Source organism: Glaciecola nitratireducens FR1064 (assembly GCF_000226565.1).
Taxonomy (GTDB): domain Bacteria; phylum Pseudomonadota; class Gammaproteobacteria; order Enterobacterales; family Alteromonadaceae; genus Glaciecola; species Glaciecola nitratireducens.
In genome coordinates this window covers 1-26,041 of record NC_016041.1, presented here as the reverse complement: position 1 = coordinate 26,041, position 26,041 = coordinate 1, and the positions used below count along the sequence as shown (strand labels likewise).

The following is a 26,041-nucleotide window of genomic DNA, read 5'->3' as shown; positions in this document are numbered from 1 at the left end:
AATTTTACATGCTGTGACGAGCTATTAAGGTTTCCCTAAATATTCTCCGCCCTGCATGTGCTTGTCAGCCTGCGTTATCCAAGCGTAACTCGCATTGTCGAACGTTTTAAATATAATCAGCTCACCAATTTTAAAGGCTGGCTGCTCAACTCTCTCGCTCGCGCTGAATAATTCTTTAACTACGCTTTGACCAAGCTCGTATCGTGGCTTTTCACTGTCCATTATGGCTGGGCCCTGTGCATAGATCCCCATTACCATACCCGGCTTAACGTCTGCAGCCCCCAGTGAAATAACTACTACATCACGCTTACCAATCAAAGAACGGTCTTCAATGTTAGCGATGATACGCCCCATTTGTGTGGTCGACGCTTGTAATATCAAATCAGAGGTATCAATGCTTTCAACCGGTCTTAGTTTGTCACCAGGACGGGCTTCACGGTTACTTTTCACAAGTCGCACAATTTGTTGCTTACCTGAACCTGAGTTCATTAACTCAACTTCGCCCACGTTCTTTACTTGATAGCCAATAACAGTTCCCTCTTCGTCCTTAAGCAACTTACTCTTACGAATAATGGTGTAATTGGTATCTGCATTCACAGGCTTATGGCTCAGTACAAAATCTTTCTTCACAAACGTCGTTGTGCCTTCGCTATCACCTAATAGTCTTGGCAGCGCATCATACGCCTCAAGATCGATAATGCTGTCGTTCTTAAAGTACGGTCCAAGTACTTTCCAAGGCAACACACCGATAGGCGACGGTTTAGTTCGGGTGACCGACTCAGGCGATAACGACAGTGACTTCTTATCCCTAACAATTTCCATTACCGGTTGCCCATCGACGTAACGTAAACGCAAAACATCACCTGGATAGATTAAATGTGGATTTTCAATTTGCGTATTGTTGCGCCATAACTCTGGCCACAACCAAGGCTGATCGAGAAACAAGTTTGATATATCCCACAGTGTATCGCCTTTTTCAACGACATACGTTTGTGGTGCATCTGTCTTTATATTTATGATATCTGCCAGTGCCGATTTGATGCTTAGCATAAATATCCCAAAAACAATCAGGCTTAGCATCGATAATTTTTTCATCATAGTCATTCTTATACTACTCTTATGTACTCGTGAGTCGCCTGTACTTCGGGCTAGAAATGCCACAGACAGTTATATTTTATGTCCATTAACTTAGTTATCGGTTTATTTTTTAAAAAATTAACCCCATATCTAGTCCACAGACTATCGCTTATGCGGTAGAATAGACAATATGTGCAAGGTTTAAATAACTATTCTGCATGAATAGTATATTTTTTAATACTGACTAGATGAGTGGTTTTAGAAATGGCAGTAAGAACTGTATTAACCTTTCCAGACGAGAGACTACGCACTGTAGCAGCGCCTGTAGAGGAAGTTAACAAAGAAATCCAAACGCTTGTGGACGACATGTTCGATACCATGAAAGACGAAAAAGGTATTGGCTTAGCAGCGTCACAAATTGATGTTCACCTACGTGTTGTGGTCATGGACGTGTCTGATGAGCAGAATGAACCTCGCGTTTTTATCAATCCAGAAATCACAAAAATGGATGGTACAACAATAAGTGAAGAAGGTTGCTTATCGGTTCCAAATAACTACGCGAAAGTAGAAAGAGCTGAAAAAGTCACGGTTAAAGCACTTGACCGAGATGGCAAACCGTTTGAACTTGAAGCCGATGGCTTACTGGCGATTTGTATTCAGCACGAACTCGATCACCTGAAAGGCAAATTGTTGGTAGATTATTTATCGCCACTCAAACGCAATCGAATTAAAACGAAGCTCGAGAAAGAAGCCAAACTGGCAGCAAAATACTAGCAATAAGGACATCACTATATTGGCCAATTCATTGAACATTGTATTTGCTGGCACACCGGATTTCGCTGCTAAGCACCTAGCGGCGCTTTACGCTAGCGAACATAATGTAATAGGCGTTTATACACAGCCTGACCGACCCGCTGGTCGTGGTAAAAAGCTGATGCCAAGTGCAGTAAAAACATTAGCGCTGAATAACGGCACAGCGATTTATCAGCCTGCATCACTTAAAAATGAAGAAGTACAGCAGCAGTTTGCGGCCTTGAATGCCGATATCATGATTGTGGTTGCTTACGGTCTTATATTGCCTAAAGCAGTGCTAGATGCTCCAAAACTAGGTTGCTTAAATGTCCACGGCTCGTTGCTGCCTAAATGGCGAGGAGCCGCTCCAATTCAACGTGCAATATGGGCTGGTGATAAATTCACCGGCATTAGCATAATGCAAATGGATGAGGGCTTAGATACCGGTGCTGTATTACTTGAAAAAAGTATGGCAATCACTGGAGCTGCTACCAGCGCAACGCTTTATGAAGACTTATCGGAACTGGGTCCGCAGGCGCTTATTGAAACGCTAGAAAATTTAGAGAACCTATCGCCGTCGATTCAAAACGATGATGAAGCTACCTATGCGCACAAATTATCGAAAGAAGAAGCTCGCATAGACTGGTCGTTGAACGCTCAGCAATTAGCACGAAACGTACGTGCTTTTAATCCTTGGCCAGTAGTTTGGTTTACGCACAACGATGAATCAATCAAAGTATGGCAGGTTGAAGTAGTCGAGGCTTTTGATGTCTTGCCAGAGGGCACTATTGTAAACGTGGATAAAAACGGTATTGAGGTTGCTACCTCGGAGCACAACTTATTACTTTCAAATATTCAAATTCCCGGCAAAAAAGCACAATCGGTGGCAGACATAATTAATGGAAAACCAGACATGTTCGTTGTTGGTCAGCGCTTAGCATGAAGCAATCGCAGAACAACAAAAGCAACTCAAAATCAGCTTTCAAACATAAAAGCACAAGTATATATCAGCTACATCATCGCCCACACCTTCGAGCAGATGCCGCTTGGGTACTTTTCCAGATATTGGAACATGGTAAATCATCAAGAGAAGTCATGCCCAAAGTGTTCGATAGACACGAAGGAAAAGACAACGCTTGGCTACAAGAAATGGTGTTTGGCTGCTTACGTGAATTACCCAAACTGCAATATTGGCTTCGCCAATTACTTTCAAAGCCGCTAAAGGGCGAGCAGAAAATTGTCGAACATTTAATTATGCTTGGCTTTTATCAACTGGTCTTCACTCGTACATCTGAACATGCAGCTGTCTCAGAAACGGTAGAGGCTTGTGCGGCATTGGACCAACATCGTTTGAAAGGCCTAGTGAATGCTAATTTGCGCAGCTTTCAACGAGAAGCTTTGTCAGAACAAGAAATTAACGTGCCGCATATTCAAGTTGGCTTGCCGAAGTGGCTGCATAAACAACTACTGCAACACTATCCTGAACAAGTGCATGACATTGCGGAGCAAATTAATGCTCGCCCACCTCTTTGGCTAAGGGTAAATGCATTAAAGGGAAGTAGCATAAACTATAGTAGTCAATTAGATGCCCAAGGTATTGAGTTTGAAGCAGCAGAAACAGATGAGATACCGCTTAGTTTTTTGAAGGTAAAAACCGAAAACGCTATCAAACTTATCAAACGTACCGATATTACTATGCTTCCGGGCTTTGCCGAAGGCTTATTCTCAGTGCAAGATCTAGCAGCCCAACTTGCCGCTGAATTATTAGACGTACAGCCGAATGATGACGTATTAGATTGCTGTGCCGCACCGGGCGGAAAAACTGCACATATATTAGAAAGCCAACCGCTGCTCGGAAGCTTAGACGCAATCGATAACGATGGCCAACGCCTTGAACGTATTGACGAAAATATGCAGCGTTTGGGTCACGATATTGAATTTGGCGACAGGCTCAATTTATATGTCGTCGATGCGGAAAGTGAAGAAGCATTAACACGCGTTTTAAAAGACAAGCAATACGACCGTATTTTGCTTGATGCGCCTTGTTCCGCTACCGGTGTGATTCGCCGTCATCCCGATATTCGTTGGCTGAGGAAAGCGACCGATATTGACACGACAGTGGCATTGCAAAAACGTATTTTGGCACAAATTTGGCAGCGAGTGAAACCCGGCGGTATATTGCTTTACGCTACATGCTCCATATTGAAACAAGAAAATGAGTATCAAATTGCCGAGTTTTTGGCGACTCAAGCCGACGCCAGTTTATTACCGATGCATGAAAATGACACAGCTGAATGCCCCGGTTTGCAAATTTTGCCCGGCCAAGCACAAATGGATGGTTTCTATTATGCAAGACTGCTAAAGTCTTGCTGAATAAAGCTTAAGGGCATGTAGACTTCAAGCACACGTTCTCAAGTCACCTAAGGGTTAGGAAATAAGGCAATGAAAATCATCATCATCGGCGCAGGACAAGTTGGCGGCACATTAGCCGAGAATCTTGTTGGCGAGAAGAACGAAATTACCATCATCGATCAAGATATGGACACGTTGCGAAACCTGCAGGATAGACTCGATTTACAGGTTGTATGTGGTGTAGGCTCACATCCCGATGTACTCAAAAAAGCCGGTGCAGCAGATGCTGACATGTTGATTGCTGTTACTAATAGCGATGAAAGCAATATGATGGCGTGCCAAGTTGCGTTCAGTCTTTTCAAAACCCCAACAAAAATTGCCCGCGTACGCTCTGAACAGTACATCATTTATCAAGAGCATTTATTCAAACATAACGACATTCCAATTGATCATTTGATTGCACCAGAACAACTTGTCACCAAAGCAATAAAGCGCCTAATTGATTATCCCGGCGCATTACAGGTAGTTGAGTTTGCCGAGGGGAAAGCCAGCCTGGTTGCGGTAAAAGCGTACTACGGTGGTTTATTGGTTGGGCATGCACTTTCTGCATTGAAAGAGCACATGCCGAATGTAGACACGCGAGTTGCAGCAATTTATCGTCGCGGCAAACCTATTCGCCCATTAGGTTCAACTGTCATTGAGGCAGATGATGAAGTGTTCTTTATTGCAGATACTAAGCATATTCGTGCTGTAATGAGTGAGCTTCAAAAGTTAGAGTCGAGCTATAAACGCATTATGATCGCCGGTGGCGGTTTAATTGGTGCAGGCTTAGCTAAGCGTCTTGAAAATAAACATAATGTTAAATTGATTGAGTTCAACGCCGAGCGTGCGAAAGAACTGTCAACGATGTTGAACAAGACCATTGTTTTTCATGGCGACGCTTCAGACGCGAGTTTGTTAAGCGAAGAAAACGTCGAGCAAGTGGACGCCTTTATTGCTGTCACCAACGATGACGAAGCAAATATCATGTCGGCAATGCTTGCGAAACGCATGGGCGCGGCGAAAGCGATGGTACTTATACAGCGCAGTGCTTATGTTGACTTAGTTCAGGGCGGCGAAATTGATATCGCGTTTTCACCGCAACAGGCCACTATTTCCGCTTTGTTAACGCACGTTCGACGCGGTGATATTGTCAACGTATATTCGTTAAGACGCGGCGCCGCCGAGGCAATTGAAGCGATTGCTCATGGTGATGAAAGCACATCGAAAGTTGTCGGTAAGCAAATTCAAAATATTAAGCTGCCTCCCGGAACGACCATTGGCGCGATTGTTCGCGAAGATGAAGTGATCATTGCGCACAGTGACACCATCATTAAAGCAAATGACCACGTGATACTCTTCTTAGTCGACAAGAAGTTTATTTGGGATGTGGAAAAGTTATTCCAACCAAGCGCCCTATTTTTCGGATAGAGTTCATAAGCATAGCGCTTAATAAAGCGCTGTAGCTAGTTAGCTGCGCCAGAATGTTGGCGAGAATAAAACGAGTAGTGAAAATATCTCCAGTCGTCCGAACAACATAGCAACGACTAGCAGCCATTTGCCAGCATCTGTAACGTCAGCGTATGTGCCTGAAACTGCGCCGAGACCAGGACCTAAGTTGTTTAAGGTTGCCGCCGTTGCAGAAAACGCCGTGATATCATCCATACCTGTTGCAATGAGCGCAACCATGATGACCACGAACACAACCGCATAAGCAGAGAAGAATCCCCACACAGCTTCAACAACCCGTTCCGGCATCGCTCGGTCACCAAGTTTAACTGCGTATACCGCCTTAGGGTGAATGAGTCGATCAACTTCACGCTTGCCTTGCAAAAACAGCAGAAAGACACGAATCACTTTAAGGCCACCGCCTGTTGAACCTGCGCAACCACCGATAAAGCTTGAAAATATTAATACGATAGGCAGAAATGCTGGCCACGCGGAAAAATCGGTAGTGGCAAAGCCCGCAGTCGTACTAATTGAGACAGCTTGAATTAGAGCCTGATCGAGGGCCATCTCAGCCGTTTCATAAACCGAATGATAGACCAAGGCTAGGAAGCATAATGTCACCAAACTTAATTGAATAGTGAAGAACGCTTTGCACTCAGGATCTTTGAAATAATTTTTAATATTTCTACCAGACACGGCTGCATAGTGGAGCGAGAAGTTAAGCGCTGCAATCCAAAGGAAAACAACGCACACTATATTCACGGCTACGCTATTAAAGTAGCCGAGGCTTGCGTCGTAGGTCGAAAAACCACCGATAGCAATCGTTGAGAAGGCGTGGCATACCGCATCAAATAAATTCATTCCGGCAAGCCAGTAGGCGCCTGAACAGGCAATAGTCAGTGATAAATAGATGTACCATAAGTGCTTTGCCGTGTCGGCGATGCGTGGCGTCATTTTTGAATCTTTTACTGGCCCAGGTGTTTCAGCACGATATAACTGCATGCCACCCACGCCAAGAATTGGCAGAATAGCGACCGCTAACACAATGATACCCATACCGCCCAGCCACTGAAGCTGTTGACGATAAAATTGCACCGCTTTTGGCAAGTATTCGATACCTTCTATGACCGTTGCGCCCGTTGTGGTTAGACCTGAGAAAGCTTCAAACATGGCATCAGTAATGCTCATATGGGGCTGTTCTAAAAGCGCAAACGGCAAAGCCCCGAACGACGCTAGTACCGTCCAAAACAAAACTACAATGAGAAAGCCCTCTTTAGCCCTTAAGTCAACTTTGGAGCGGCGATTGGGGTACCAAAAAGCAAGGCCGGTAAGAATGGATAAGACAAAAGCGAGCACAAAAGCCAAACCACTACCGTCTCCATAAATCAGGGAAATCAACGCAGGCGGGATCATCGTGACACTGAAGAGAGCAACGAGAAGTCCTAAAATACGTATGATGGCGCGGTATTGCATTTACACTATGCCTTTATTGTTATTACGGGCTTATTATGAGGCAAAACTTCAATAACTTGGGCTTGGGGGAATTACTCCAAGCTGGTTTCGTTTACGGTCTTATGTATTCATTGCTGCACTACTTAGGATGAGTAACTGCAGCGGAAATTACAGAACAAGCGCGCAACGTACGCACCCATTAAGAGATGGTAAATTGAATCGGACTGAGATCCAATTTATTTCTCTTAATTTTGAAATAATTGCTCGCTCCATTCACAAAAATAGGCTGTTTAAAAACTAAAATATGCGTTTTTTACTAAGCTATTGTTCCAATTGAACAAATAAAATACTTGAAAATAAAACTTGGAAATACGCCAATTTGTGCTAAATTTTACGGGTTACTTCACACTCGCTTTTCTCGATATTTCGAGCTTTCCACAAGCGACAAGTAACAAGCTATGTATAGCTGCATATGTAAAAGCTATAAAATTAGCGACAAGTTAAAATAAGAGCAAGGGAATAAATAATAATAACAGGATACGCTTTTCCTCTTTCATTATTGCATTAACATCCCCATTAGGAATGCTTTTTCCATCACTGGAATAGGCACTTATACCTATGTTTGCTTCTTTTTAATCACAGACTTATCCACAGCTTGTACGAAAAGCAATTTGTAGCTACAAGCCAATAAATATGGCATTCTTCACTATATAAAGCATTAACATGAGCAAATGATGGAAAAACAATCAACAAGTCCGTTAGTCCTAGTTGACGGTTCCTCTTATTTATTCAGAGCCTTTCACGGCCTGCCCCCTCTTACAAATTCAAAAGGCCAAGACACAGGCGCGATTTATGGCGTAGTCAATATGCTGCGTAGTTTAATGACCACATATAAGCCCAGTCATATTGCTGTGGTTTTTGACGCGAAAGGGAAAACGTTTAGAGACGATATTTATAAAGAATACAAAGCCAACCGCCCACCCATGCCGGATGAACTTCGTTCGCAAATTAAACCTTTGCACAAAATTATTAGCGCGATGGGCTTTCCAATTATTGTGGAAGATGGAGTAGAAGCCGACGATGTTATCGGTACATTAGCGCGCCAAGCATCAGAGCAAGGAATTGAGTGTGTCATTAGTACCGGTGACAAGGACATGGCCCAACTCGTCGATCAACACGTCACGCTTATCAATACCATGACAAATACCACCATGGATGTCGACGGGGTGACTGAAAAATTTGGTGTGCCCGCCGAACTGATCATTGATTATTTAGCAATGAAAGGCGACAAAGTAGACAACATTCCAGGCATTCCCGGTGTTGGCGACAAGAGTGCAGTCGCAATGCTCAACGGAATTGGCGGCGTAAAAGAGATTTATGCAAATCTCGATAAGATAGCGACACTAGACTTTCGCGGCGCCAAGACGATGGCCGCAAAAATAGCGCAGTATGAAGAACAAGCGATGCTTTCTTATCAATTAGCCACCATTGAATGTGATTTAAAGCTTGAATATGAACCGACCACTCTGAACATGGGTGAAATGGACAAGCCTGAACTGCAGACATTGTTTGCCGAATATGAGTTTAAACGTTGGCTTGCCGAGGTTAGTGATAACGACAGCGACGTTACTAAAGCCAGCAAGCCGCTATCCACAGACGGTGAGTCAAGTGCCGAGGACAGCGCGCAAAGCGACAACACGTCATCGCAGTCTTTCGATAAGGCTAAATATGAACTCGTGCTAACACAAGCACAACTAGATGAATGGATTAGCAAAATCAACGCTGCAGAATATTATGCGGTTGATACTGAAACTACTAGTGTTGACTATATGCAGGCTGAACTAGTTGGACTGTCATTCGCCACCAGCGAAAACGAAGCCTGCTACATTCCAGTTGCGCATGATTATCCTGGCGCACCAGAACAACTTGAGCGCGACAACGTGCTTGCCCAACTTAAACCAATATTGGAAGATAAGTCTGCGAAGAAAATTGGTCAGCACATCAAATACGACAAAAACGTGCTCGCCAATTACGATATTTCCCTGCAAGGGATTTTATCCGACACAATGCTGGCGTCATATGTACTAAACAGTGTGGCTACACGCCATAACATGGACAGCCTGTCGCTAAAATACCTCGGCCATAATACAATTCATTTTGAAGACATTGCCGGCAAAGGCGCGAAACAAATTACGTTTAATCAAATTGCATTAGAAGAAGCTGCTCCCTATGCGGCCGAAGATGCCGATGTGACGCTTCGCCTGCACAAAGCACTGCAGGCTCTTCTGCAAGATAAAGGAGAACTCCCTTCAGTTTTGAACGATATTGAAGTGCCTTTGTCCTCAGTATTGGCAAAAATGGAACAAAACGGGGTGTTGATCGACAGTCAGCTATTAGGTCAGCAAAGTCAAACATTAGCCGCGCGTATTATGGATCTTGAAAAAGAGGTTCATGATTTAGCCGGTGAAGCATTCAACTTGGGCTCGACGAAACAGCTTCAGCACATTCTTTTTGAAAAAATGAGTTTACCGGTAGTGAAGAAGACCCCAAAAGGCGCTCCCTCTACATCAGAGGAAGTGCTGCAAGACCTTGCTTTAGAATATGAACTTCCGAAGAAGATAATGGAGTATCGTGGGCTAACGAAACTCAAAAATACCTATACCGACAAGCTTCCCAAGATGATCCATCATCGAACCGGCAGAGTGCACACCTCTTATCACCAAGCGGTGACGGCAACGGGTCGCCTTTCTTCTACCGATCCTAACTTACAGAATATCCCAATTAGAACAGCAGAAGGAAGACAGGTTCGCCAAGCATTCATTGCTCGCCCTGGCTATAAAGTTGTGGCTGCAGATTACAGTCAAATTGAGCTACGCATTATGGCTCATTTAAGTAAAGATAAAGGCTTAGTGAGTGCGTTTTCAGAAGGCAAAGATATTCACAGTGCGACCGCTGCAGAAGTATTTGATGTGCCGCTAGAACAAGTGTCTGTTAATGAAAGACGCAGCGCCAAGGCCATTAACTTTGGTTTGATATACGGTATGTCAGCCTTTGGCCTATCTAAACAACTGAATATTTCGCGCTATGATGCGCAACAATATATGGACTTATATTTTGAACGTTATCCTGGTGTTTTGACCTATATGGAATCTACGCGAGAAGGTGCGAAAGAAACAGGCTATGTTAGTACCGTGTTTGGCCGCAGATTGTATCTTCCTGATATAAAGGCAAGCAATGCAATGCGTAGAAAGGGTGCCGAACGCGCTGCAATCAATGCGCCGATGCAAGGCACAGCAGCAGATATTATTAAAAAAGCGATGATCGATGTTGATGCTTGGATTAACGACATCAAAGACGAAGATATTTTAATGATTATGCAGGTGCACGATGAATTAGTTTTTGAAATAAAAGAAGATCGCGTTGACGAATATGTGGCAAAAATAAAATCGTTAATGGAAGACACTGTCAAACTTGACGTTCCGCTAGTGGTCGACGTTGGTATCGGTAATAATTGGGATGAAGCACATTAAGAATTAGTGAACGTGTTGTGTAGCAATATGCTTTTGCTATCGGCAAATTTGTAGAACAAATGCTATGTGTAGGCGAGTCCAAAGGGTTAAGAAAAAATAAATTTTCGATTTTTTCGTTTTAGTGTGAACTTATTGGAAAATCACTCGTCCTATACTATGAATGTGTTGTTCTCCCAAGACAATTGGCCCCGTCATTTTGACGGGGCTTTTCTTTTTCTCCAAACAATTTTTACTGGCTCCTGTTTGTATTGTGCTTAAGCCAGCATTTTATTCCGCTAACGCTATTCAACAATCTCTTCAGCATCATCTTTAAGCTGTCTTTCAAGTCCAAGCCATTTAAACAAAACTTGTTCTAATTCAGGCACGCCTAGACCATTGAGCGACGAAAACGAATGCACGGTCACGTCGCCACAAAACGCCATTGAGGCCTCGCGCACCATCAGCGTTTGTGCTTTGCGCTTACCTGCTTTTAATTTATCAGCTTTAGTTAGCAAAATTAGCACCGGTAAATTCACTTCCACGGCCCAATGAATTAAATTTTGATCTAGATCTTTTAGCGGATGGCGGATATCCATCAACACGACCAGTCCTTTCAAGCACTTGCGTTTTTGCAAATACTCACCTAAAGATTTTTGCCACTTCAACTTCATGTCGAGCGGCACTTTTGCATAACCGTAGCCAGGTAAGTCAACTAAGCGTCGCTCACTGTCTAACTCGAACATATTAATTAACTGGGTTCTACCTGGAGTTTTACTGGTTCTCGCAAGGCCCTTTTGTCGGGTCAATCTATTTAATGCACTTGATTTTCCAGCATTTGAGCGACCGGCAAACGCAACCTCCATTCCGTCGGAATTAGATAGATGCTCAATGCTTGGTGCGCTGGTTAAGAAAGTTGCTTTGGTAAAATAAGACATGTTTTCACTTAATAAAGAAGAATGTTGAACTGGAGTTTTTATAAATAAAGCCGATATTTTTTGTATTGTAACTAATAATTTGCGTAAATGAGTTATCAATCATTCATTTATATCCATACAATGAGTGTGGAAGAGTTTTTTTCGGCCAGTATTTGTGTACAATACCACGTTCTCCAATTAGATTTGAGAAGTTGTTTTGCTAATTACCCGTATAAAGAGATTAAGTATGAAAAAACTAGGTTTGCTTGTTTGTTTAACGTTAGGATTCACTTCCTTTGCCTTTGCTGAAGGTGATGCAGAAGCAGGGAAAGCAAAATCATTGACATGTTCAGCTTGCCATGGCGGTGACGGAAATAGTGCAATTGCCATGAACCCGAAAATTGCGGGGCAGCATGAAGGTTATTTGGTAAAGCAATTAACAGAATTTAGACTGGCATCGCGCACTGGCGGCAAAGAAGGTCGTAATAATGCAGTGATGAATGGTATGGCTGCAGCGCTGTCTGATCAAGACATTGCGGATCTAGCGGCATACTTTTCAAGTCAAGACCAAAAAGCAGGTGAAACACCTGAAGACGTTATAGAAGCAGGACAGGATCTTTACAGAGGCGGCGATGCAGATAGAGGAATAACCTCTTGTATCTCATGTCACGGCCCTACTGGAAAAGGCATGGGTCTTGCTGGGTTTCCGGTTATCAGTGGACAACATGCTGAATATACAAGCTCACAGCTAAAAATGTTTAGAGATGGTACAAGAGCAAACGATATGAACGGCATGATGCGTGGAATTGCTGCAAAATTGACCGATGAAGATATCGAGATATTATCTAAGTACTTGGGTGGCTTACACTAATTTAAATAAATAAACTTTTATTTGTAAAAAAGTTGTAAATTTTATTTTTTAGCGTATTATCTACTCATCTTTTAGGGACAGCAAAGCTTAAGCGATAGTAAACACTATCAATCTGGGTTAACTGCTTCTAAAATAAAATAATAATAAAGCGTCAGGAAGACCTAGAACAAAGTTCGTTACTATTTCGTCAATAATAATAAAAAGTGAAAAGTAACATTATGAACAACAAAGCACATGATGTGCTGATACGGGAGAGGTGTCATTAGACACTGATTAAATTAAGGTGATAGCTCCGGCTATCACCTTTTTTCTTTCTAGACGCCCTATAAGCCACTCAAGTGATTGGTGTCCCTCTTCTATTTTATGGTTTCTTTATTACATCTATTTTGTGGATAAATTTATTAATATAAATAAATATCTGTAAATATAGACCCAACGCTTTCGAAAAAATTCCCTCTGTTTAAAAAGAATTAGTAATTACCCTTATCAATAACCCCTAGAGCTCAGGTATAATAAAGTTAACTAAAGATACATAATCGCTGTTCAGTCCTTATCAAATACCCTTAACTGGCAGTTTACGTGGGTAACGACGCAGCAAGAAAGAGGCAAATATGGCTAGTAAAAAATCAAGAAAAGGCGGACAAATAGGTACGCCAAAATCAACTATTCCGATTGTACGTACCCCGTCCGATCGCATTAGAAAGAAAAGTGGCAATAAAGCAGGAACTCGCAATAGCGACGTTGAAACTGCAGAGAATGCTAGGCAAAACCAGAAAAAAGACCCTCGCCTAGGTAGTAAAGTCCCTATCGATTTGCTGCGCCATAAAAAGACAAGCAGTAAACCTGCAGAAGAAAAAGTTAGCTATAGAACACCTAAGCACGAATTAGATGCTATTGAAGCGGATGAGAAGTTACAGAAGCTGCTCGATAAGCAGGAAACTAAGGCCTTAACAAAATTAGAGCAAGACTATGTAGATGTTAAATTGGCTCGACATTTGGTTCTTTGTGAAATGCTTGGTATCGATACTGCAGAAGAAATTGAAGAAGAAGATGATCCTCTTGCCGGTTTAGACGCAATTAGTATAGATGACTTCAAAGATTAAGCAGAGAAATGACTGAATTAATACTTCCAATTTTAGGGGCAATAATTATTATTGCCCTCGGCATTTATGCGGGTAAAACATTATATTTACTCAAGCAACAAAATATTCGTCAGCAAAATGCGAGAAATAAACGCATAGAGTCGATGGAGCAAAGCATCCAGACCATTGCGTTTGCAATGCAGCAGCAGCAATGCAACTACTCTGAAGGCGCTGTTCGCATTTGCAACTTGCTCAAGGCCCTTCCGATAGCAAATATCCCGGACTATTCGACAGTCTATCCAGAGCTACATAGCTTATACGACAAAATAAAAGACTATCCGACGCACAAGGAGCGTGATGCTTTAAGCAAGCAAGAGCGACGCCGTCAAGACAAGCAGCGAGAACAACTTGAAAGTGAAGCGGAAACAGGTATTCAAGAAGAAATAGTTCTCTTGAGAGTGTTTAGCTGTTAGGTTTAAAAGAATTAATTGACGCAAGGCAACAAGCCTTGCTGTCTGATGTTTATATCAACTTTTAATGAAATGTAACTATCTAGGATTATGTTGCAAGGCCAGAATAGTAAGCTACGTCTTTTGAAATATCCGTATATTCCCCCACAGCTTACGGTTTTAAACTAGCCGCCATTTGTTGCAATACCATTAATTCCTTGTCTACTTCAGCTTGCTCTTTACAAAAAGCTTTATGGCAGGGACAGGTTACAAGGTGGTCGTTTATCATGCCAACTGCTTGCATGAACGCATAGCAAATAGTACTTCCTACAAAACTGAAGCCCGATTTTTTCAATGCCTTAGCCATTGCGTCCGAAGCAATCGATGTGCTTGCAACATCATCTCTATTTTTACAGGTAGTTTGAATCACACGGAAGTCGGAAAATTGCCATAGATATGCGTTGAAAGGAATTGATTCTTCTATCTTTAGAAATGCGCGTGCGTTTTTAATGACGGATTGTATTTTTAATTTATTACGCACTATTCCTTTGTTCTGCATTAAAGCAATAACGTCGTCCTCGGTCATTTTAATAATGTCTTGTGGATTGAAGTGGTGGAATGCCGCTTCGTAGTTTTTTTGTTTCCGCAGGATTGTTAGCCAACTTAAGCCAGCCTGTTGACCATCAAGGCAAAGTTTTGCAAAGAGCTCTTTACTATTTAAAACTGGCCTACCCCAATGCTCATTGTGATAAGCAATATATTCAGGATCAGTGGTTTCCCAAGCACAAACAAGTTTGTTTTGCCCACTATCAGTCGTAAAAGAATGTGTCATTGCTAGCTCTCTTATAAAATTTTTTAACTTACCGCTGCATCAACGAGCAGGCTAACATTCCAGCTTACTCTCATCTAGGAAGATCTTGATTGCTCGATTGACAAATTGATGACAACGACTGTTGGAGCTAAGCGTAAAACTTATCGACCACTAAATCTACTGCTCAAGTGACCAGATAATTATAGTTTGCAAAACCGCACGCGAGCACACCTGAAAACACAAATGGCAGAAATAATCTCACACAAAGCTTAAATTTTGCCGAAATGCTTTTTTTTACACCTTGTTAATTGAATATCTGCGTTGCAGGGGTTACCAATTGGCCTAACTAGGCGGTATACTCTACGGTTAATTTTTTAGGTTGGTTTAATTAGCTATTTTGGCTTTGAATTACACAACGGCAGAGCCACAAATAAGCGACACCAACGACTATTTGAATTTCATTCACTGAGCATAGAAGAATTTAGCACTTATGCATAAATACGACAGCAAGACCTTTCAGGGTCTTATCCTTGCACTGCAAGACTACTGGGCATCTCAAGGATGCGTTATTATTCAGCCTCTTGATATGGAAGTGGGCGCAGGCACATTCCATCCAATGACGTTTCTTCGTTCATTAGGTCCAGAGCCAATTAGCAGTGCTTATGTTCAGCCATGTCGCCGTCCAACTGACGGTCGCTACGGTGAAAACCCTAATCGATTGCAGCACTACTATCAGTTCCAAGTGATGTTAAAACCCTCACCTGATAACTTTCAGGAGCTGTATTTAGGCTCGCTCGAAATGCTGGGCTTTGATCCGCTTGTACATGATATCCGATTTGTTGAAGATAATTGGGAATCACCTACTCTTGGTGCTTGGGGTCTTGGTTGGGAGGTATGGTTAAACGGTATGGAAGTTACTCAGTTTACTTACTTTCAACAGGTAGGTGGACTTGAGTGCAAACCTGTTACCGGTGAAATTACATATGGTCTCGAACGCTTGGCTATGTATATCCAGGGCGTGGACAGTATCTATGACTTAGTTTGGACCGATGGCCCAATGGGTAAAGTAACCTACGGTGATGTGTTCTTACAAAACGAAATAGAACAGTCGGCGTACAACTTTGAACATGCTGACGTTGATTTCCTTTTTCTTACCTTTGATGAGTGTGAGAAAGCGAGCAACAAGCTAATTGAAGCAAAGCTGCCCTTACCTGCCTATGAGCAAGTAATGAAAGCCTCTCATGCATTCAACTTGCTAGACGCGCGCCACGCGATTTCCGTAACAGAAAGACAGCGCTATATATTGCGCGTTCGCACCTTATCCAAAGCTTGTGCGGAGATGTATTATGCTTCACGTGAAGCACTTGGCTTCCCTCTTTGCAAAAATGTACAGGGTGATAATGATAATGCCCGTGATCAGCAGAAGGAGGCCTAAGCAATGACAGTCATTAAACAAAACCTATTGATTGAACTAGGCACCGAAGAGCTTCCACCAAAATCACTCAAAAAGTTGTCTGAAAGTTTCACGCAGAACATTAAAGACGAACTTAGTAAAGCTGGGTTCGAGTTTGATGATATTCAGCCTTTCGCTGCTCCTCGTCGCTTAGCAGTTATTGTTCAGAACTGCGCAGGCTCTCAGCCAGACAGTCGTGTTGAAAAACGCGGACCTGCAGTTTCCGCTGCGTTTGATGCGGATGGTAACCCTACCCGCGCCGCGCAAGGCTGGGCTAAAGGAAACGGCATTGATGTTGCTCAAGCATCAAGATTGAAGACAGACAAAGGCGAGTGGCTGCTGCATATTGCCGAAGTTAAAGGTAAAGCCTTAAAGGATGTGTTGCAGGATGTATTGCACACTACAGTGAAAAAATTACCCATTCCAAAGCCTATGCGTTGGGGTTCATCATCGGCAGAATTTATTCGTCCTGTTCACACTTTATGCGTGATGTTTGGTACGGAAGTTCTACCCGTTTCTTTGTTTGGATTAAGCTCTGCAAATCAGCTATCGGGTCACCGCTTTCACGGAGAACGTCGTTTCACTTTAGACCATGCAGACAATTATGCGAGCGCGTTAACTGCGCAATATGTCGTTGCAGATTACGCTCAACGCACAGATACCATTGAAGATGGACTTAGCAAGAAAGCAAAAGAATTGGGGTTAAGCCCTGACTATGATCTTTCCCTCTTAGAGGAAATATCTTCGCTTGTAGAATGGCCTGTGGTTTTGACAGCTAAGTTTGAAGCTGACTTTTTGGATGTACCAAAAGAAGCGCTTATTTACACCATGAAGGACGACCAAAAGTACGTTCCTCTTTTGGATTCAGACGGTCAACTGTCTTCAACATTCTTGTTTGTAACTAACATCGAAAGCAAGGATCCAAAGCAAATAATCGTAGGAAATCAGAAGGTTATCAGGCCAAGACTAGCGGATGCTAAATTTTTCTTCGAAAACGATAAGAAGACAACGCTCGAATCTAAAGCTGAAAAACTTGCGACCGTTTTGTTTCAAAAAGAATTAGGCACTGTTGCTGAAAAAACAGCACGTTTAGTGGCAATAAGTAAGAGTATCGCTGAGGTCTTAGGCATCGACTCTACTCATGTTGCGCGAGCAGCGGCCTTAGCCAAGGCCGATTTGCTAAGCGATATGGTGATGGAGTTTCCAAGTGTTCAAGGGATCATGGGACATCACTATGCCTTGCATGATGGTGAACACGCAGAAGTTGCGCTAGCCATAGAAGAACAATACTTACCTCGTTTTGCTGGTGACAAGCTTCCTACTTCTACAGCCGGTTATATATTATCGCTTGCTGAGAAGCTTGATACCCTTGTAGGGATATTTGGTATAGGAAAATTGCCGAAAGGCGATAAAGATCCATTCGCGCTTCGTCGCTCTGCCATCGGTATCTTACGTATATTGGTTGAGAATAAGCTACCGCTTGAGTTAAAAGCGATGGTTGACAGCGTCGTTAATATATATGGTGCAAAATTATCGAATGCTGAAACGGCTTCACAGGTGCACACCTTTTTATTAGACAGATTTAAACCGTTTTACCAAGATCAAGAAATAGCGGGTGATGTTGTTATGGCCGTGATGACTCAGCAGCCAACAACTGCTATTGATTTTGATGCGCGCATAAAAGCGGTCACTGCATTCAAAGAAATGGAAAGTGCGGTTGATTTAGTTGCCGCAAACAAACGCGTTGCCAATATATTGAATAAAAATGATATTGATATTAATGCGCTACCGGCAATTGATTCAGCACTCTTTAGTGAGGAAGCCGAGAAGGTACTATTCCTTTCATTAGAAAGCGCTGAGACGCAGGTGGCGAGCCTGATTGAAAAGCTGTCTTACGATGAAGTATTGGCGTCGTTAACGGTGCTTAAAACACCTTTGAATAACTTTTTTGATGATGTCATGATTATGGCAGATGATGAAAAAGTAAAATCAAATCGTGTAGCGCTTGTTGGCAAAGCGAGACAATTATTTTTGTCCGTTGCAGACGTTTCAGTGCTAGCAGTTTAAGGGCAAATGGCTATGCATAGATTTACGAAGTTAATGGTATTAACATTTAGTTTAATTGCATTAAGTGCGTGTACGACTCGTTCAGCCAGAGACTTGATTAGTTTTGAGCCGGATAAAAATTATCAGAACATGTACTTGCGCGGTGTGTTTAATTGGTGGGAAGCTACCGAGCAGTTTAAATTTAAGCGCGTTAGCCCTGACCTGTACACGATTACCATTGAGTTAATTGCAGATGGTCAGCCATACGATTTTAAAGTTGCAGACGCTAATTGGACACCAGAGTTTAACTGCGGGTTTGAGTATGCACCGCGCATCGTAGAAATGTACGATGCCGTTGAATTAGTATGTGAGCTAAGCAGCCAGAATATTCAGTTCATACCTTCAGAGACAGGCATGTTTATGTTTGAATTCGATATATCTGATAATAATGACCCCGAGCTCACTATCTCTAGGGTCGTTAATTAATCATTCCTGTGACGGCGAAATTAAACGTACCTATATTGATTCATTTGCAGGCGTGAAGCTTTTATCGGCAAATGGTTTAGTGCTGATGAGATAGTTAGTTTCTAATTAGCCTGCAATGCATGCTCGCTGAATAGCATCGAATACCAGAATGAAACCTCGCTCTATTTTATTGTTGTTTAAGACAGCGAGGACATCGTCCTTTTTCAAATGCTTTGAAACCAAAACCATACATCAATCAAAATAACTCGCCTAGTTCCCTCAATTCCTCTACATCGTTCATCCTCTATGTAGTCAATAGTTTTGAGGGCCTTATCCATTTTTAGAGTGAACTGATGATATGCAGTCGGCGGCGCATTTTTCCAGATACCCGTTGCGGTTACCCTACACAAAGCTGGTACCGCGCACCAGGCGAGCGCCAGCACCTGAACTACCTAAATGCCCTTGCAGAATCAAAACATTAGTACAACTAAATTATATGACCGCCTTATCCTTTCAAACTACGATGAATTCGATAGTGTGGCAGCGCACAAAAGAAGAGATTTACGTAAGCTATTGTTTAGTATTATTATATTTCGCATTCACATCTACTGCGTGATGTTACTTTACAATTAATTTTAAGATGTAGCGTCGCTTTTAAGAACTTTGCCTTTTTAAAGATTTAGCTCTGTTGTGTAGGTAGTTTCTAAGCATAAAAAAAGGTGCTCATCATCAAATGAGCACCTTTTTCATTTCTTTGTATACAGTCCGTAATAAACTACACGTCTAAGTTTTCTACATTTAGCGCATTGGTTTGAATAAAGTCTCTTCGCGGTTCAACATGGTCACCCATTAAAGTTGTAAATAATTGGTCTGCCGAAATAGCATCTTCAATTTTTACTTGCAACATGCGTCGCTGATCAGGATCCATTGTGGTTTCCCAAAGCTGCTCTGGGTTCATTTCACCTAGACCTTTATAACGCTGCTTGTATTGACCGCGTTCAGCTTCTTTAACTAACCAAACCAAAGCTTCTTCAAAAGTGGTAACTGCTTGAGTCTTTTCACCACGCTGAATGTAAGACCCTTCTTCCATTAGACCGTTGATTGTTTCGTTCAAGGCTCTAATACGCTTATACTCGGGTCCTTCGATGAAACTTTGTGTAAATGTATAGTTATAATCAATACCATGCATTTTCATGATAATTTCTAGTTCGTTCAAGCCATTTTCAGTAGCGTTAACGCTATATTGAAAGCTTTGACCGTCATCTTCAGATGTTCCAAGTTGGTCAACTAGCGCTTGCCCAATTTTCCCTAGTTTTTCTTTATCGGCTAACGTTTCTTTGGTCATTACATCTAAGTAAACAAGCTGTCTTAAAATCGAACTTGGCATTCTTCTATGCATTCTGCTGATCATTGTTTGCGTAGATTGATAAAGCTTAACCATATTTTCTAAGCTTAACTCTCTGATTGGCGGAGCATCAGGGCTTACATATAAGCTTGCACCATCGACGGCGATAGATGTAATAAGGTTTGTGTAAGCCTCATCATCTTTTAGATATTGCTCTTGTTTCCCTTTCTTTATTTTATACAGCGGCGGTTGTGCAATATAAATATAACCGCGCTCAATCAACTCTGGCATTTGACGGAAGAAGAACGTTAACAATAAGGTTCTGATGTGAGAACCATCAACATCAGCATCAGTCATAATAATAATGCTGTGGTATCTTAATTTATCAGGATTGTATTCGTCACGACCAATACCACAACCTAATGCGGTAATAAGTGTTGCAACTTCTTGAGAAGATAACATCTTGTCAAAACGTGCTTTTTCTACGTTAAGAATTTTTCCTTTCAATGGAAGTATTGCTTGGTTTTTTCTGTTACGTCCCTGCTTAGCGGAACCGCCAGCAGAGTCACCTTCCACTATATATAATTCAGATAATGCAGGGTCTTTTTCTTGGCAATCAGCTAGTTTTCCCGGCAAACCTGCAAGATCTAATGCGCCTTTACGGCGAGTCATATCGCGAGCTTTACGCGCGGCTTCTCTGGCTCTAGCTGCATCAATAATTTTACCAACAATGATTCTAGCTTCACTTGGATTTTCAATTAAGTAGTCAGCAAGTTGTTCGCCCATAGCACTTTCAACTGCAGACTTCACTTCAGAAGAAACTAATTTATCTTTGGTTTGTGATGAGAATTTAGGATCCGGCACTTTTACTGAGATAACAGCGGTCAAACCTTCACGAGCGTCGTCGCCGCTAGCGTTGGTTTTGTGCTTCTTATTCATACCCTCTTTTTCCATAAAGGTATTAAGGGTTCTTGTTAAAGCGCCACGAAAACCGGCTAAGTGAGTTCCACCATCTCTTTGAGGAATATTATTTGTAAAGCAGAAAATATTTTCTTGGAAACCATCGTTCCACTGCATGGCAACTTCAACAGAAATTCCATCTTCGCGGTGTAAGTCAAAATAGAAAGCTTTTTGATGCACTACTGTTTTGTTGGTATTAAGATATTCTACGAAAGCTCTTATTCCACCTTCGTAATGAAAATGGTCTCTACGACCGTCTCTTTCATCTTCAAGGATGATTGAAACGCCAGAGTTGAGGAATGAAAGTTCACGAACTCGTTTAGCCAAAATTTCATAATGAAATTCGATATTTGTGAAGGTTTCTTCACTTGGCCAAAAACGAATTGTTGTACCTGATTTTTCAGTTTTTCCAGTAGCAACTAATGGCGCGACCGGCACACCCATATCGTATTCTTGCTCGAATATCTCGCCTCTACGACGGATATTAATAGTCAGTTTTTTTGAAAGTGCGTTTACAACTGAAACACCCACGCCGTGTAGTCCGCCTGATACTTTATAAGAGTTATCGTCAAACTTTCCGCCAGCGTGCAATACCGTCATAATAACTTCGGCTGCTGAAACGCCTTCTTCTTCATGGATCTCGGTTGGTATACCGCGACCGTCATCGCTTACCGAAACGGAGTTGTCAGAATGTATTTTGATTATGATATCTTTACAATGTCCCGCTAAGGCCTCATCAATTGAGTTATCAACAACTTCGAATACCATGTGGTGTAAACCGGTACCATCGTCAGTATCGCCGATGTACATACCTGGACGTTTACGAACTGCATCTAATCCCTTTAGAACTTTGATACTCGAAGAATCGTAATTCTCTTCTGACATTTTTTACTCCTCGTTCACTTGGTTATGTTCCACGTGAAACACTTTTTTATCATTATATTTATTTGTGAATTCGAATTGCGAGGTCTCAATAGCCGTTACGAACACTTGCGTATCTGTTTCAAGTATCAAGTCCAAAAAATGCTCTCGTGTTTTCTCATCCAACTCAGCTGCAATATCATCAATTAAATAGATAGTTGATTTATTGCTTAATGAAGAAAACATTTTCATTTGTGCAATTTGCAATATAGACACTAGGATCCTGAGTTGTCCTCGAGAAAGATTCTCAGAAGCACTTAGCCCGTTAACGGTAAATTTAATATCACCTTTATGTGGCCCAACCGTTGTGTATCCATATTGCAAATCACGTGACTTTTTAAGAGTAAGGGATTCTTCTAACTCAGTCCCTTTATCCCAGCCAGTATTATACCTTAGTTCTATCTTGAACTCAGGTATAAATTGACTATAAAGTGCAACTACTTCTGCATTTATTGCTGCCAAATACGTCTTTCTAGCGTCTGAAACTAAATTCCCATATCTGCATAGAGAATCGGTCCAATAGTTGAACTGTTGGCCATCTATCGCCTTTCCTGTATTTACATAATTTCTTAATAATGCATTACGTTGAGAGAGTGTTTTAGTGTATGCCGACATAAGATCTGCGTAGCCATGTTTCACGTGAAACAATGCCCAATCAACAAATCGTCTCCGTAGCATTGGCTGCCCTATTATAAGATCACTACTCTGTGGCGTAAAAATTTGCATCGGAATTTTTCGTACCACATCGGAAAGCTTCTTTGTTCTCTCTCCATTAATACTAAATTCAAAACCATCTGACTTGTGACGCGTACAACCAATTTTTTGTTCTACTCCCTCTTCGTCAATCAAACGACTAAACACAGTCGCGGTATCCATGGTGTGTTGAACTACAGAGTTTTGACGATTCGTTCTAAAGGATCGGCCAAAACCTAAAAGATGAATTGCTTCGAGAATGGATGATTTTCCAGCGCCGTTAGCACCGTGGATGATATTAAGAGATTTGCAGGGAGAAAAGGCAACTTGTTCAAAATTCCTAAATTGAGCAAGTTGCACTAAAGATAGATGCATAAAGGCTAGCGTTTGCCCTTAATAATAATTATAGACGCATCGGCATGATGACATAGAGCGCTGACTCATCGCCTTCAGCATGAATCAGTGCACTTGCGTTCGCGTCCGATAAATTAAAGATTACGTTTTCAGAATTCAGAACATTCAAAACATCAATAAGATAAGCAACGTTAAAACCTATTTCTAAATCTTCGCCTTCATAATTGACGTCTACTATTTCCTCTGCTTGCTCTTGCTCTGGGTTATTCGCTGTAATTTTCAGCTCACCAGATGCTAAGTTCAAACGCACACCTTTGAATTTTTCATTCGACAGTATCATTGCTCTTGAGAATGCAGCCTTCAGAAGCTCGCGCGATGACCAAACGGCTTTGTCTGAACCCTTAGGCAACACTCTTCTGTAATCAGGAAAACGACCGTCCACTAATTTACTTGTAAAAATAAAGTCTGTTGAAAATATGCGTATATGGTTACTACCAATTTGCACTTTCACTAAGGTGTCATTGTCTTCAATTAATCGAATTATTTCCAACACGCCCTTTCTTGGAATAATAACCTGGCGCGCTGGTAAAGTAGCAGCTGTATAATCGAGCGTCGACAAAGCAAGGCGATGACCATCAGTTGCTACTGTTCTAATAACATGTTCTTCAGTTTCTAAACTCATTCCATTAAGATAATAACGGACATCTTGCTGCGCCATTGAAAAGTGTGTTTTTTCAATTAAGCCTTTTAAATCAGATTGCTTTACTTCAAACTCAACTTCGCCTTCCCAATCTTCAAGGTTAGGATAATCGCTCGCAGACAAAGTCGACAGCGTATACTTACCACGACCCGATTTTATAATGGCTTTGTTCTCTTCAATCTCGAAGATAATATTACTTTCGCCATTAATACCACGGATGATATCAACCAATTTTTTAGCCGGTACTGTTATCTCACCATCGCCAAAACTGCCAGACAACTTAACGCTTGAAATCAGTTCTACTTCCAAATCTGTACCTGTTAGCCACAGCGTACCCTCACTAACTTTAATCAGCACGTTAGATAATATGGGCAGTGTGTGACGTCGTTCAACAGCGCCAGAAACTAGTTGAAGCGGTTGTAATAAACCTTCACGGCTAATGGTAAATTTCATTTATCTCGTCTCGTTAAAATTATTAGGAAGAAAGCGTTCTTATTAAGTTTTTATAATCTTCTTTTATATCATGACTTTCATTGCGAAGCTGAACAACTTTTCTCACAGCATGGATGACCGTTGTATGATCTCTTCCACCGAATGCATTACCTATTTCAGGTAAGCTGTGATTTGTTAGTTCTTTTGCTAATGCCATCGCAACTTGTCTTGGACGAGCCACACTTCTGCTTCGTCTTTTAGACAGTATATCAGCGACTTTGATTTTATAATAATCCGCCACTGTTTTCTGTATATTCTCAATAGTAACTAACTTGTCCTGTAAGGCAAGTAAATCCCGCAATGCATCGCGAACAAAATCAATTGTAATAGGTCTGCCTGAAAAATTTGCGTTCGCGATGACTCGGTTCAACGCACCTTCCAATTCTCTGACGTTCGAACGTAAACGCTTTGCCATGAAAAATGCAACTTCGTTTGGTAAATTTACGTTGCACTCATGTGCCTTTCTCATCAATATTGCAACTCGAGTTTCTAGCTCAGGAGGCTCTATAACAACGGTTAGCCCCCATCCGAATCGAGACTTAAGTCTATCTTCAACACCGTCTATTTCCTTTGGGTATCGGTCCGACGTTAAAATAATCTGTTGATTACCTTCTAACAGCGCATTGAACGTGTGAAAAAACTCTTCTTGAGAACGGTCTTTGTTCGCGAAAAATTGAATGTCATCTATCAGCAGTGCATCTACCGACCGATAGAAGCGCTTAAACTCTTCTATCGCATTGTTTTGCAACGCTTTAACCATATCTTGTACAAAGCGCTCCGAATGCATATAAACAATTTTTGCATCTGGATTATTAGCTAAGATCCCATTTCCAACCGCGTGGGTTAAATGAGTTTTACCCAAGCCTGTCCCACCATATAGAAACAATGGGTTGTAAGATTTTCCGGGATTATTAGCAACCTGAATAGCCGCAGCTCTTGCGTATTGATTCGACTTACCCTCAACAAAGTTTTCAAATGTGTATTCAGGGTTAACATTGCTCTTATGGGTATTGCTTAGCGGGATCGGCGCTTTTCCCACTTCTGAATTTTGATTAAACGCGTTATTGCTCTGATAAGAATTATTCTGTCGCGAACCTTGCCCAGCATCTTCTTGAGCGTGATGACCTAAATTGATATCAATACCACCAACCGCTGGCGTTGAGCGAGCATGCTTATGCTGCTTACTCATAAAGGGATTTTGACCACCGTTATTTGGATTTCCTGAGCGCTTATTAGTAGCATCTACACCAACTTTCCTGCGGTCAACATCTATCCCTTGTTTATAATCATTAGCACCGTGACCTGAATCATTATTAGAACTTGAAGGCGGTGGGCGACCGTCGTTATTTTGTGAGAAAGACCCACTATTACGATTTTCTTGGGAATTTTTGCCACCAAACATCTGACCGTTACTGTTGTTTTGATCATTGCTCAGTTCATGTTTGTTTTGTTCATAACCATTATGTTGATTATGCCCGTTAGCCAATTGGCCACTAGGAGATCTATCTTGTGGAGGGTTGTTTTGTCGAGTTTCGTTCTGAGTATAAGATTGCTGCGTGTTGTTAGCATTCTGTTGCGAAATGCTACGCACCGTAATAATAAGATTAGGCGCATCCTGGCCATATAAAGAACGAAGGCTCTCAGTGATCATGCCATGATATTTGTCTCTTACCCAATCAAGAATAAAATGATTTGTTGCATATAAATGTAAGGATTCGCCATTAAATTCAGAACGAAGTGGCTTTAACCACATGTTGAATTGTTCAGAAGGTAACTCTTCTTTTAGCAACTCGAGGCAATGATCCCAACTTATAC

Annotated in this window: 19 protein-coding genes and 1 pseudogene; 11 read left to right on the top strand and 9 right to left on the bottom strand. The window is 41.7% G+C overall.

Features of this window, described 5'->3' with window-relative positions:
• Window positions 1-24: 24 nt before the first annotated feature.
• A complete protein-coding gene (locus tag GNIT_RS00100; RefSeq protein WP_238526920.1) occupies window positions 25-1,098 on the bottom strand; it encodes a LysM peptidoglycan-binding domain-containing protein in 1,074 nt (357 codons plus the stop codon).
• Between the two features lie 243 nt (window positions 1,099-1,341).
• On the opposite strand from GNIT_RS00100, the gene def reads away from it, so the two are divergent.
• The 4 genes from def to trkA all read left to right on the top strand — a co-directional run bounded on the left by def (window position 1,342) and on the right by trkA (window position 5,691).
• Window positions 1,342-1,851 carry a peptide deformylase gene (def, locus tag GNIT_RS00095; protein ID WP_014107060.1) on the top strand — a complete coding sequence of 170 codons (510 nt, stop codon included), beginning with the start codon at window positions 1,342-1,344 and terminating at the stop codon, window positions 1,849-1,851.
• Window positions 1,852-1,870: 19 nt separating this feature from the next.
• A complete protein-coding gene (fmt, locus tag GNIT_RS00090; RefSeq protein WP_014107059.1) occupies window positions 1,871-2,812 on the top strand; it encodes a methionyl-tRNA formyltransferase in 942 nt (313 codons plus the stop codon).
• A complete protein-coding gene (rsmB, locus tag GNIT_RS00085; RefSeq protein WP_014107058.1) occupies window positions 2,809-4,242 on the top strand; it encodes a 16S rRNA (cytosine(967)-C(5))-methyltransferase RsmB in 1,434 nt (477 codons plus the stop codon). The genes fmt and rsmB overlap by 4 nt, the downstream gene beginning before the upstream one ends.
• 69 nt (window positions 4,243-4,311) lie before the next feature.
• Complete coding sequence (gene trkA, locus GNIT_RS00080) at window positions 4,312-5,691, top strand: Trk system potassium transporter TrkA (protein WP_014107057.1); 1,380 nt, start codon at window positions 4,312-4,314, stop codon at window positions 5,689-5,691.
• 39 nt (window positions 5,692-5,730) lie between these two features.
• Here the strand turns inward: trkA and GNIT_RS00075 are convergent, their stop codons facing one another.
• Complete coding sequence (locus GNIT_RS00075; RefSeq protein WP_014107056.1) at window positions 5,731-7,182, bottom strand: TrkH family potassium uptake protein; 1,452 nt, start codon at window positions 7,180-7,182, stop codon at window positions 5,731-5,733.
• 713 nt (window positions 7,183-7,895) lie between these two features.
• Between GNIT_RS00075 and polA the strand changes: the two genes are divergently transcribed.
• Window positions 7,896-10,691, top strand: a complete 2,796-nt coding sequence (gene polA / locus GNIT_RS00070) for a DNA polymerase I (RefSeq protein ID WP_041246239.1) — start codon at window positions 7,896-7,898, stop codon at window positions 10,689-10,691.
• Window positions 10,692-10,972: 281 nt separating this feature from the next.
• On the opposite strand, the gene yihA is transcribed toward polA, so the two are convergent.
• Window positions 10,973-11,605 (bottom strand): ribosome biogenesis GTP-binding protein YihA/YsxC, encoded by a 633-nt coding sequence (yihA, locus tag GNIT_RS00065; protein ID WP_014107053.1) that lies wholly within the window; start codon window positions 11,603-11,605, stop codon window positions 10,973-10,975.
• A gap of 226 nt (window positions 11,606-11,831) precedes the next feature.
• On the opposite strand from yihA, the gene GNIT_RS00060 reads away from it, so the two are divergent.
• From GNIT_RS00060 to GNIT_RS00050, 3 genes are all read left to right on the top strand, one after another.
• Complete coding sequence (locus GNIT_RS00060; protein WP_014107052.1) at window positions 11,832-12,455, top strand: c-type cytochrome; 624 nt, start codon at window positions 11,832-11,834, stop codon at window positions 12,453-12,455.
• Between the two features lie 611 nt (window positions 12,456-13,066).
• Window positions 13,067-13,558: a Der GTPase-activating protein YihI gene (yihI, locus tag GNIT_RS00055; protein WP_014107051.1), complete on the top strand. Its 492-nt coding sequence runs from the start codon at window positions 13,067-13,069 to the stop codon at window positions 13,556-13,558.
• 8 nt (window positions 13,559-13,566) lie between these two features.
• Window positions 13,567-14,010: a DUF2489 domain-containing protein gene (locus GNIT_RS00050; protein WP_014107050.1), complete on the top strand. Its 444-nt coding sequence runs from the start codon at window positions 13,567-13,569 to the stop codon at window positions 14,008-14,010.
• Between the two features lie 148 nt (window positions 14,011-14,158).
• On the opposite strand, the gene GNIT_RS00045 is transcribed toward GNIT_RS00050, so the two are convergent.
• Window positions 14,159-14,818: a DNA-3-methyladenine glycosylase I gene (locus GNIT_RS00045; RefSeq protein ID WP_014107049.1), complete on the bottom strand. Its 660-nt coding sequence runs from the start codon at window positions 14,816-14,818 to the stop codon at window positions 14,159-14,161.
• A gap of 469 nt (window positions 14,819-15,287) precedes the next feature.
• Between GNIT_RS00045 and glyQ the strand changes: the two genes are divergently transcribed.
• From glyQ to GNIT_RS00030, 3 genes are read left to right on the top strand one after another with little or no spacing between them, the layout of a single operon-like run.
• Window positions 15,288-16,232 (top strand): glycine--tRNA ligase subunit alpha, encoded by a 945-nt coding sequence (glyQ, locus tag GNIT_RS00040; RefSeq protein WP_014107048.1) that lies wholly within the window; start codon window positions 15,288-15,290, stop codon window positions 16,230-16,232.
• Window positions 16,233-16,235: 3 nt separating this feature from the next.
• Entirely contained in the window at window positions 16,236-18,317 is a 2,082-nt protein-coding gene (gene glyS / locus GNIT_RS00035; protein WP_014107047.1) for a glycine--tRNA ligase subunit beta, read from the top strand.
• A 12-nt stretch (window positions 18,318-18,329) separates the two neighbouring features.
• The gene (locus GNIT_RS00030) at window positions 18,330-18,782 is read left to right on the top strand and encodes an early set domain-containing protein (RefSeq protein WP_041246238.1); all 453 of its coding nucleotides are present in this window, start codon (window positions 18,330-18,332) and stop codon (window positions 18,780-18,782) included.
• A gap of 754 nt (window positions 18,783-19,536) precedes the next feature.
• Here the strand turns inward: GNIT_RS00030 and gyrB are convergent.
• The 5 genes and pseudogenes from gyrB to GNIT_RS18295 all read right to left on the bottom strand — a co-directional run.
• Window positions 19,537-21,951: a DNA topoisomerase (ATP-hydrolyzing) subunit B gene (gyrB, locus tag GNIT_RS00020; RefSeq protein ID WP_014107043.1), complete on the bottom strand. Its 2,415-nt coding sequence runs from the start codon at window positions 21,949-21,951 to the stop codon at window positions 19,537-19,539.
• A 3-nt stretch (window positions 21,952-21,954) separates the two neighbouring features.
• Window positions 21,955-23,055, bottom strand: coding sequence for a DNA replication/repair protein RecF (gene recF / locus GNIT_RS00015; RefSeq protein ID WP_014107042.1), 1,101 nt, complete (start codon window positions 23,053-23,055; stop codon window positions 21,955-21,957).
• Window positions 23,056-23,083: 28 nt separating this feature from the next.
• Window positions 23,084-24,187, bottom strand: a complete 1,104-nt coding sequence (dnaN, locus tag GNIT_RS00010; RefSeq protein WP_014107041.1) for a DNA polymerase III subunit beta — start codon at window positions 24,185-24,187, stop codon at window positions 23,084-23,086.
• A gap of 22 nt (window positions 24,188-24,209) precedes the next feature.
• Window positions 24,210-25,628 carry a chromosomal replication initiator protein DnaA gene (gene dnaA / locus GNIT_RS18300; protein ID WP_420492365.1) on the bottom strand — a complete coding sequence of 473 codons (1,419 nt, stop codon included), beginning with the start codon at window positions 25,626-25,628 and terminating at the stop codon, window positions 24,210-24,212.
• 288 nt (window positions 25,629-25,916) lie between these two features.
• Window positions 25,917-25,979 (bottom strand): annotated as a pseudogene (locus GNIT_RS18295) (hypothetical protein); the annotation flags it as partial.
• Window positions 25,980-26,041: the final 62 nt, after the last annotated feature.

Coding starts and splice junctions, on each gene's coding strand:
- GNIT_RS00030 (WP_041246238.1), top strand. CDS start 18,330: ATGCATAGATTTACGAAGTTAATGGTATTAACATTTAGTTTAATTGCA.
- glyQ (WP_014107048.1), top strand. CDS start 15,288: ATGCATAAATACGACAGCAAGACCTTTCAGGGTCTTATCCTTGCACTG.
- dnaA (WP_420492365.1), bottom strand. CDS start 25,628: ATGTTTGGTGGCAAAAATTCCCAAGAAAATCGTAATAGTGGGTCTTTC.
- gyrB (WP_014107043.1), bottom strand. CDS start 21,951: ATGTCAGAAGAGAATTACGATTCTTCGAGTATCAAAGTTCTAAAGGGA.
- def (WP_014107060.1), top strand. CDS start 1,342: ATGGCAGTAAGAACTGTATTAACCTTTCCAGACGAGAGACTACGCACT.
- recF (WP_014107042.1), bottom strand. CDS start 23,055: ATGCATCTATCTTTAGTGCAACTTGCTCAATTTAGGAATTTTGAACAA.
- GNIT_RS00100 (WP_238526920.1), bottom strand. CDS start 1,098: ATGATGAAAAAATTATCGATGCTAAGCCTGATTGTTTTTGGGATATTT.
- rsmB (WP_014107058.1), top strand. CDS start 2,809: ATGAAGCAATCGCAGAACAACAAAAGCAACTCAAAATCAGCTTTCAAA.
- trkA (WP_014107057.1), top strand. CDS start 4,312: ATGAAAATCATCATCATCGGCGCAGGACAAGTTGGCGGCACATTAGCC.
- yihI (WP_014107051.1), top strand. CDS start 13,067: ATGGCTAGTAAAAAATCAAGAAAAGGCGGACAAATAGGTACGCCAAAA.
- dnaN (WP_014107041.1), bottom strand. CDS start 24,187: ATGAAATTTACCATTAGCCGTGAAGGTTTATTACAACCGCTTCAACTA.
- yihA (WP_014107053.1), bottom strand. CDS start 11,605: ATGTCTTATTTTACCAAAGCAACTTTCTTAACCAGCGCACCAAGCATT.
- polA (WP_041246239.1), top strand. CDS start 7,896: ATGGAAAAACAATCAACAAGTCCGTTAGTCCTAGTTGACGGTTCCTCT.
- GNIT_RS00045 (WP_014107049.1), bottom strand. CDS start 14,818: ATGACACATTCTTTTACGACTGATAGTGGGCAAAACAAACTTGTTTGT.
- GNIT_RS00050 (WP_014107050.1), top strand. CDS start 13,567: ATGACTGAATTAATACTTCCAATTTTAGGGGCAATAATTATTATTGCC.
- GNIT_RS00060 (WP_014107052.1), top strand. CDS start 11,832: ATGAAAAAACTAGGTTTGCTTGTTTGTTTAACGTTAGGATTCACTTCC.
- glyS (WP_014107047.1), top strand. CDS start 16,236: ATGACAGTCATTAAACAAAACCTATTGATTGAACTAGGCACCGAAGAG.
- GNIT_RS00075 (WP_014107056.1), bottom strand. CDS start 7,182: ATGCAATACCGCGCCATCATACGTATTTTAGGACTTCTCGTTGCTCTC.